The following is a 6,653-nucleotide window of genomic DNA, read 5'->3' on the forward strand; positions in this document are numbered from 1 at the left end:
ATCCTATCAGGCGGAGGGGGCGCCGAGGCTGAGAAGTTCTCGGGCGTGGGTCAGCGCGGCGTCGGAATCGGTCAGTCCCGAGAGCAGTCTGGCCATCTCGGCCTCGCGCTCCTGCCCTTCGAGACGCCGCACGCTCGACGCTGTGACTGCCCCGTCGTGGGATTTCACGACGGAGAGATGGTTGCTCGCGAAGGCCGCGACCTGGGCGAGGTGCGTCACCGCGATCACCTGCGAGTTCTCCGCCAGCCGGGCGAGTCGCCGACCGACCTCGATGGCGGCGGCGCCGCCGATGCCCGCGTCGACCTCGTCGAACACGAACGTCGGCACGGGGTCGGTGCCGGCGATCACGACCTCGATCGCGAGCATCACGCGCGAGAGCTCCCCTCCGGACGCCCCCTTCGCCACGGACCGGGGCTCTGCGCCCGGGTGCGGGGCGAGGAGGATGGACACATCGTCGCGCCCGTGCGTGGACTCGGCGCCGGGCGAGACCGCCACCTCGAGCCGCGCGTCGGGCATCGCCAGCGCGTGCAGCTCCTCGGTGACCGCCTCGCCGAGCCGCACCGCCGCCGCGGTGCGCTGAGCCGTCAGAGCGTCCGCCAGGGCGTCGAGTTCCGCACGCGCGGCATCGCGCTCCATCTCGAGCCGTCCGAGCCGCTCGTCGTCGTCGTCGAGCTCGGCGAGTCTCGTGGAGCCGGTCTTCCACAGCTCCAGCGCCTCGTCGAGCGAGCCGTGCGCGCGGGCGAGCGTGCTGAGCGCCGCGCGGCGCTCCTCGACCGCGGCGAGCTCATGAGGTCCGGACTCGTCGAGGTCAGCGAGGTACGCGGACAGCTGGCCGGCGAGATCGGCCACGCGGTAGCCGATGTCGGCCAGAGCCGCCGATATCTCGGTGAGTGTGGCGTCGGGCACCCGTTCGAGGACCCGACGGGATTCGGCGATCAGCGCCGACGCGTCCGGTTCCCCCTCTTCGTTCGAGAGCGCGCCGTGGGCGAGCGTCGCAGCCAGGCGCAGCTCCTCGGCATTCGCGAGCCGCTCGGCGCGAGCTGCGAGTTCGACGTCCTCCCCCGGCTCGGGCGCGGTGGCCTCGATGAGCGCCAGCGCCTCGCGGAGCCGCGACGCCTCCTCTGCGCGGCGGTCGCGGTTCTCCGTGATGTCCACGATCTCGGCATCGAGTTCCCGCCACCGCGCGAACGCCGTGCCGTAGGCGTCGATGGCCTGAGCGATCGGCGCGCCTCCGAAACGGTCGAGGGCATCGCGCTGGGCCGCCGACGAACGCAGACGCAACTGCTCCGACTGGCCGTGCACGACGACGAGCTCCTCCGCGAGCGCCGACAGCACCCCGGCCGGAGCCGATCGCCCGCCGACACTGGCTCGGCTGCGCCCCTCGGCGCTCAACGTGCGCGAGACGTACAGCTCGGCGGCACCGGCACCTGCGGGCTCGAGCTCGCCACCGGCATCCGCCACGATGTCTGCCACCTCCCCCGTCTCGGGGACGATCCACACACCGGCGACGGATGCCTGGGCGGAGCCGGCGCGCACCGCGCCCGAATCGGCGCGCTGGCCCAGCAGCAGTCCGAGACCCGTGACGACCATGGTCTTGCCCGCACCCGTCTCGCCGGTGATCGCGGTGAATCCGGCGCCGAGCGGGAGGACGGCGTCGGCGATGACGCCGAGGCCCTGCATCCGCATCTCCTCGATCACGACGTCGCTCCCTGTCCGCGCCACCCTGCGACCGGGAGTTGGAACTTGCGCACGAGCCTGTCTGTGAACTCTGTCGGATGCAGTCGAGCCAGCCGCACCGGGCGGGACGAGCGACGGACGACGACACGCGCGCCGGGTGGAAGGTCGTGCGAGCGCCGACCGTCGCACCAGAGGATGCCGAAGCCTGACGTCCCCTCGAGCATCTCGATGGCGACGGCGGCGTCGGGGCTGACGACCAGCGGCTTGGCGAACAGCGCGTGCGCCGAAAGGGGCACCACGGCGATCGCCTCGACGCGGGGCCAGATGACCGGGCCTCCGGCCGAGAAGTTGTAGGCCGTCGACCCCGTCGGCGTCGATACGACCATGCCGTCGCAACCGAAGCTCGACAGCGGCCGCCCGTCGATCTCGAGCACGACCTCGATCATGCGCTCCCTGCTCGCCTTCTCGACCGTGGCCTCGTTGAGGGCGAACGTCTCGTAGACGACGGCGCCGTGGACGTCCTTCACACGCACGGACAGCGCGAGACGCTCCTCGACCTCGTAGTCGCGGTCGATGACCCGGCGCACCGCGGCGTCCATGTCATCGCGATCGATCTCGGCGAGGAACCCCACGTGTCCCATGTTGATGCCGAGCACAGGGGCCGAGCATCCGCGTACGAGCTCGGCCGCGCGCAGGATCGTGCCGTCGCCGCCGAGGACGATCGCGAGCTCCAGATCTTCCTGCGCGACCGTGTCGCCGAGGACGTCGACATCACGGAAGCGAGGGTCGACGGCGCGAAGGTCGGCGCTGTCGTCGGCGGCGATCACCGGCCGTGCACCGGAGCCGCGGAGCGCCTCCACCACACGCCAGGCCGCTGCCACCGTGTCCTCGCGGCCCGCATGGGCGACGACCAGGATGTTGCGCTCGTTCATCGTCCTCCTGCCAGTGCGTTGATGCGGTCCGACCATTCTGACGGATCGCTGCCGCGCCCCGGCGCGAGATGCACCAGGTACTCGGAGTTGCCGTGGGTGCCGAGGATCGGTGAGGTGAGGATGCCGCACATGCCGAGCCCGACGTCCCAGGCGCTCCACACGACCCGTGCGACGGCGTCTGCGCGCGTCGCGGGGTCGGTGACCAGGCCGCCGCGGACCGCGGTGCGCCCGACCTCGAACTGGGGCTTCACGAGAAGGACGATGTCGGAGCCTGCGGGCGCGATGCCCGCCACGGCGGGGAAGACCAGCTCGAGCGAGATGAACGAGAGATCGCCGACGACGAGCTCGGGGACGTCAGGCTCGCCGGTGGCGTCGGCGAGGTTCTCCGGCGTCATGTGCCGGACGTTGTAGCCCTCGATCGACACGACTCCCGGGTCGGCGGCCACGGATGCCGCGAGCTGCTCGTGTCCGACGTCGACCGCGAGCACACGTCGGGCGCCGCGTTCGCGCAGCACTTGGGTGAAACCCCCGGTGGACGCGCCCATGTCGAGCGCCAGACGTCCGTCGACGCGGATGTCGAAGTGGTCGAGCGCCGCGATCAGCTTGTGCGCTCCGCGCCCGACGTAGTGGTCGGTGCCGGCGATCGAGAGCTCGGCGGAGTCGGCGACCGGTGTCGACGGCTTCACGACCGGACGCCCGTCGACGCTCACGAGGCCGTCGGCGATGAGCGTTGCGGCATGCGTGCGCGAACGAGCGAGTCCTCGCGCGGCGAGGGCGGCGTCGAGTCGGGTCATCGGGGACCCGGCGTGTCGCGCTGGTCGATTCTCGCGCCGCTCTCGAGGCGGCGGGAGAGCTCGTCGTGCAGCCCGGAGTATGCATCTGCGCGGGCAGCCAGGGGCTGACCCTCGATCAGACGCAGGCGACTCCACAGACCGTCGGTCGGTGCGTTCGTCGTCTCATCACTCACGGTCCTACTGTACGCGGCGGCGCCGACAGGCAGACGGCGCCACGACGGTGCGGGAGCCGACGTCAGGGGCGGTGGAACGGATCGTCGTACAGACGCTCAGGCACGCGCAGCACGAACACGGGAGTGCCCGAGGACCAGATGGCCGCGGCACCCGCTCGGAGCAGATCGATCTGGGAGTCGCCCTCCGCGACGATCTCCACGTCGGCGCCGGTGACACGCACCGACGCGCCGTTCACCGAATGCACGCCGTCCTTCACAGACGTCGCCGGATAGGGCTCGTGCAGCTCACGGAGGTCGCTGAGGATGTACGTCGGGCGCGATCCCTCGGGCGCGGCGAGCACGTGCTTCGGCCGATCGATCCCGGTGAGGACGAGGGCGGAGTCGATTCCGGCGCGGACGGCGCCGAGGATGTCGGTGTCCAGTCGGTCGCCGATGAACAGCGGTGACTGCGCGCCGAAACGTGCCATGGCCTCTTCGAAGATCGGCACCTCGGGCTTGCCTGCGACGGTCGCGAGACGGCCGATCGCCGTATGGACGGCGGAGACGAGTGTGCCGTTGCCGGGAGCGACGCCGCGCTCGCGCGGGATGGTCCAGTCCGTGTTCGTGGCGATCCAGGGGATACCGCCCTCGTCCTCCGGAACCTTCAACGCGAATGCGGCCTCCGCGAGGTCGGTCCAGGCGACCTCGGGCGCGAAGCCCTGCACGACTGCATCCGGGGCGTCGTCGGCGCTGCGGGTGACGGTGTATCCGGCCTTCTGCGCCTCATCGACGAGACCGTCGCCTCCGACGATCAGCAACGTCGCGGGCGGGGGCACGATGCCGGCCAGCAGCCGCATGGCCGCCTGCGGGCTCGTGATCACGTCGGCCGGAGCGACCCGCAGACCGAGGCTGCTCAGGTGCTCGGCGACCGACACATCGGTGCGAGAGGCGTTGTTCGTGATGTAGCCCAACCGGAGAGTCTGCGCGGCCGCGTTCAGGCTGTCGACCGCATGGGGCAGCGCTCCAGGACCCGCGTACACGACGCCGTCCAGATCGGCTAGGACCGCATCGGCGCCGTCGAGCGGGGTGCGCGGGAGGGGCTTCTTGGAGAACAGCCCCACTACGCCTCCTTCGTGGGGTCGGGCTCGGTCGAACTCGCGTCGGTGCCTTCGGCGTCCTCTGCGTCGTCGTCCTCCCCCAGCAGCTCGCGAACCTCGTCGTCGATGGAGATCTCGGTCTCCGACTCGCCGTCGTCCTCAGCGTCATCGGCGGCGGTGTCGGATGCGCCGAGGTCTTCAGCTGCGTCAGCTGCGTCAGCTGCGTCAGCTGCGTCGGTAGCCTCGGCGCGGCCGCTCTCGCCGGCCTCCTCGTCACCCGAGGCGCGATCGTCGGCGAGATCATCAGCGAAGTCCTCGTCCTCGATGAGGCCGTCCTCGATGATGATCTCCTCGTCGCCTGCGTCGTCCACGCCCAGTGCCTCTGCGGCGACCTCGGCACGGTGCGCCCAGAACTCGGCCTCGTCGGTGCGTCCGAGGTCCTCGAGCACAGCGGCGCGGGCCGCGAACAGCGCCGGGCTCCACTCGAAGGCGCGGTCCGGGTCGAGCTCGGGGATCTCGAGCTCACCGAGCGCGAGTTCGAGGTCGCCCTGATCGAGCCGTGCGCCAGACATCGCGATCGCGAGGGACACGCGGACCGGTGTCGGCAGCGCTGTGCGATCGACCGCACGTCCCGTCTCCAGCGCGCGGTCGGGACGTCCGATACCGCGCTCGCTGTCGACCATGAGTGCGATCTGGTCGTCCTTGCCCGAGATGCGACGGTAGGTACGCAGCTCGCGCAGCGCCAGCGCGAAGTCCTCCGTGGCGTAAGCGGTGATTCCCAGCGTCTCGCGGACGATCGCGATACGGCCAGCGCGACGGGATGCTGCGAGGGCGTGCTCGTGCGCCAACGCGGGATCCTCGTCGATCAGACGCGATGCCATCGCGAGATGACGTGCGACCAGTTCGGCGTTCTCCTTGCTGAGCGTCTTCAGCTCGTTACGCGCAGAGGTGTGCAGATCGCGCGCCGTGACCTCATCAGGGATGTGCGGGTCGTTGAAGCGCGGGCGATCGCCGGATGCCTGGATGGGCCGCTCGCGACCCTCTCCCCCGCGCTGCGGGTACGAGCGCGACGAGCCACGCTCCGGCGCGCCGCCGCGAGAGTCCCGGTTGTCACGGTTGTAGCCGCCGGTGCGCGGAGCACCACCATCGCGGTTGTCACGGTTGTAGCCGCCCGAACGGGGAGCACCACCATCGCGGTTGTCACGGTTGTACCCACCCGAACGGGGAGCACCACCATCACGGTTGTCACGGTTGTAACCGCCCGAACGGGGAGCACCACCATCGCGGTTGTCACGGTTGTAGCCACCCGAGCGAGGGACGCCACCATCACGGTTGTAGCCACCCGAGCGGGGAGCGCCACCGTCACGGTTGTCACGGTTGTAGCCACCCGTGCGAGGTGCACCACCATCACGGCTGTCACGGTTGTAACCGCCCGTGCGAGGTGCGCCGCCATCGCGGTTGTCACGGTTGTACCCACCCGAACGGGGTGCGCCACCATCGCGGCTGTCACGGTTGTAACCGCCCGTGCGAGGTGCGCCGCCATCGCGGTTGTCACGGTTGTACCCACCCGAACGGGGTGCGCCACCATCGCGGTTGTCACGGTTGTAACCACCCGTGCGAGGTGCGCCGCCATCGCGGTTGTCACGGTTGTAGCCACCGGAGCGAGGGGCATTGCCATCGCGACGAGGGGCGCTGCTGCGCCGATCGTCGCCATCGCGGCTCTGGCCGGAGCGTGCACCGGAAGGTCGGTCTCCGCGCGGTCCTCTATCGTCGTTGCGACGCGGACGGCGCTCTTCCTCTTCCGGCATGATGCTCCTCGATCTTGTTGTCTGTAAACGCAAAATGGCCACCCAACGATGGGTGGCCATTTTGACTAAAAGGAGTCCGGCGGTGTCCTACTCTCCCACAGGGTCCCCCCTGCAGTACCATCGGCGCTGTGAGGCTTAGCTTCCGGGTTCGGAATGTAACCGGGCGTTTCCCTCACGCTATGGCCGCCGAAAC

Annotated in this window: 6 protein-coding genes and 1 rRNA gene; all 7 read right to left on the reverse strand. The window is 70.2% G+C overall.

The features are described 5' to 3' along the window. Nucleotides 1–6 precede the first annotated feature (6 nt). The 7 genes from recN to rrf all read right to left on the reverse strand — a co-directional run bounded on the left by recN (nt 7) and on the right by rrf (nt 6,651). Nucleotides 7–1,698: a DNA repair protein RecN gene (gene recN / locus BN2660_RS16310; RefSeq protein WP_091234779.1), complete on the reverse strand. Its 1,692-nt coding sequence runs from the start codon at nt 1,696–1,698 to the stop codon at nt 7–9. Then, nucleotides 1,695–2,609, reverse strand: a complete 915-nt coding sequence (locus tag BN2660_RS16315) for an NAD kinase (protein ID WP_091234783.1) — start codon at nt 2,607–2,609, stop codon at nt 1,695–1,697. Before BN2660_RS16315 ends, recN begins: the two co-directional genes overlap by 4 nt. Beyond that, nucleotides 2,606–3,403, reverse strand: a complete 798-nt coding sequence (locus tag BN2660_RS16320; protein WP_091234786.1) for a TlyA family RNA methyltransferase — start codon at nt 3,401–3,403, stop codon at nt 2,606–2,608. Before BN2660_RS16320 ends, BN2660_RS16315 begins: the two co-directional genes overlap by 4 nt. Next, entirely contained in the window at nt 3,400–3,576 is a 177-nt protein-coding gene (locus BN2660_RS16670; protein ID WP_176697235.1) for a hypothetical protein, read from the reverse strand. The genes BN2660_RS16320 and BN2660_RS16670 overlap by 4 nt, the downstream gene beginning before the upstream one ends. Before the next feature lie 62 nt (nt 3,577–3,638). Then, the gene (locus BN2660_RS16325; RefSeq protein ID WP_091234787.1) at nt 3,639–4,676 is read right to left on the reverse strand and encodes an HAD-IIA family hydrolase; all 1,038 of its coding nucleotides are present in this window, start codon (nt 4,674–4,676) and stop codon (nt 3,639–3,641) included. Next, entirely contained in the window at nt 4,676–6,460 is a 1,785-nt protein-coding gene (locus tag BN2660_RS16830) for a primosomal protein (protein ID WP_255305224.1), read from the reverse strand. The genes BN2660_RS16325 and BN2660_RS16830 overlap by 1 nt, the downstream gene beginning before the upstream one ends. Before the next feature lie 74 nt (nt 6,461–6,534). Further along, a 5S ribosomal RNA gene (gene rrf / locus BN2660_RS16340) occupies nt 6,535–6,651 on the reverse strand. Between the last annotated feature and the right edge of the window lie 2 nt (nt 6,652–6,653).

The sequence above is a fragment of the Microbacterium sp. 3J1 genome, from assembly GCF_001049495.1.
In the GTDB taxonomy this organism is placed as follows: Bacteria; Actinomycetota; Actinomycetes; order Actinomycetales; family Microbacteriaceae; genus Microbacterium.